A 1,687-nucleotide genomic window follows, 5' to 3' on the forward strand; every position below is an offset into this window, starting at 1 on the left:
CTAACCTCAATCTTTCGTGAGGTGGCGGTCCCTTGTTGAGTGGCCCGGATGAGTGGTCTGAGGACTGAATTCCGGGTGTGGACCGTGGCGTGTTGCCCGAGGCGTCGGTGGGCGTCGGGGTTCACGGTCCCGAGGTGAAGCATCCTTTCTGGATCGATGATCGGATCGGGCCTGGTGGTCAGGCCGGCGCGGGAAGCGCTGCGAGTCTGGCTATTCCGTCGAGCAGGAGGTCGACGTGGGGTGCGTGGGCAGCGAGTTTCAACCGGGTTCGCCGCGCGTGGCGGGTGATCTTGGCGGCGATCGCGAACAGGCGATGGCGCAGTCGTTTGGGTTCCCACCGGCGGGCGGGGTGATCGGTGAACGCGAGCATCTGGGTCCAGGCGATCAAGTCGCAGGCGAGCATCACGATGGCACACCAGATGCGGTTGGCGTCGAATCCGTGCAACGGAAGGTTCGTCAGGCCACAGTCTTTGGCCGTGCGGATACGATCTTCGCAGCGTGCCCGACGCCGGTGACGTAGCTCGAGTGTGGCGAGTTGACCACGGCTGGTGTTGGTGGCAAATGCGGTGAGCCGCAACCCATCGTGGTCGGTGAACCGTAACTGCGCACCGGGATGCGGGCGCTCCTTGCGGACGATCACCCGCATCCCGGCAGGCCAGCCCGCCAGGTCGATCAGCCCGGTCAACTCGGCCACCCATGCCCCGTCGCGTTGCACGCCGTCAGCGTCGTAGGCCGGCGTCCACGCCTCGGGGCTGATGCGGTCGATAGCGGCCGCGGTCGTCTCGGTCAGTCCGAACCCCACCGAGTAGGCCAGGCGCCGGCGGGTGAGGTAGTCGAGGAATTCGTGGGTGCCGCCGGCTGAGTCGGTACGCACCAGCACCGACTTACCGACCCGATACCCGTGCACCTGCGGTAGCTGCTCGAGTGCGGCGGCGGTGACCGCGATGTGATCGGCAGCTGTGTTTGCACCAGCATTACCCGGTCGCAACTCGATCGCCAGGGGTTCGCCGGTGCCCTCGCTGCCGTGATCGACAAACGCGCACAACGGGTGAAACCCGAACCCCCGCTTGTAGGTTGGTGCCGCATCCTCTTTCTCTGAATGCGCAGTGACCAAGGTGGCGTCGAGGTCGAGGATCATCGGATCATCGACGTCGACGTCATGATCGGGAGCAGCGGTACCGGCTGCCGACCAGCACGCTGCCCGCGCGCCAGCGCGGGCAGTCGTGATCGCCGACAGTGCCGCCGGCGCATCGTCAGCCAACGTCGAGATCAGTCGTGACACCGTGGGGTCAGAGGCGACCTGACCGAACACCGCCGGGTCGGCGCGCAACTGGTTGATGTCAGCCAAACAGTCGCCACCGATCACGACGGCCACGGCCAGATCAGCGATGATCTTGCCCGGGTCATGGGTCGCAAGGGGTTTACGCCACGGCGCCAACGCTTCGGACAATCGGCTGGTCAGACCCGTTTTCTCCGCGGCCCGCAGGACCACCGTGGCGCCGGCGTGCGACACCACCCCGGTTCCGGTGCCATCTGCAGACAGCATGGGGTAGGGCGACGTAGACTTACTCACCTGAATGGTGCTCCTCGATCTGGTCCGATTGATACCTTCGCAAGTTCAATCATCCCAGGTCAGGGCACCATTCTTCATTCACGACACGAAAAAGCGTGAAAGCCCGAGGCTAAG

Annotated in this window: 1 protein-coding gene; it reads right to left on the bottom strand. The window is 65.0% G+C overall.

Features of this window, described 5'->3' with window-relative positions; translation table 11 throughout:
- Positions 1–178: 178 nt before the first annotated feature.
- Entirely contained in the window at positions 179–1,573 is a 1,395-nt protein-coding gene (locus ACZ4TW_RS23995; RefSeq protein ID WP_465547020.1) for an IS1380 family transposase, read from the bottom strand.
- Positions 1,574–1,687: the final 114 nt, after the last annotated feature.

The sequence above is a fragment of the Agromyces sp. NPDC029043 genome (assembly GCF_055564615.1).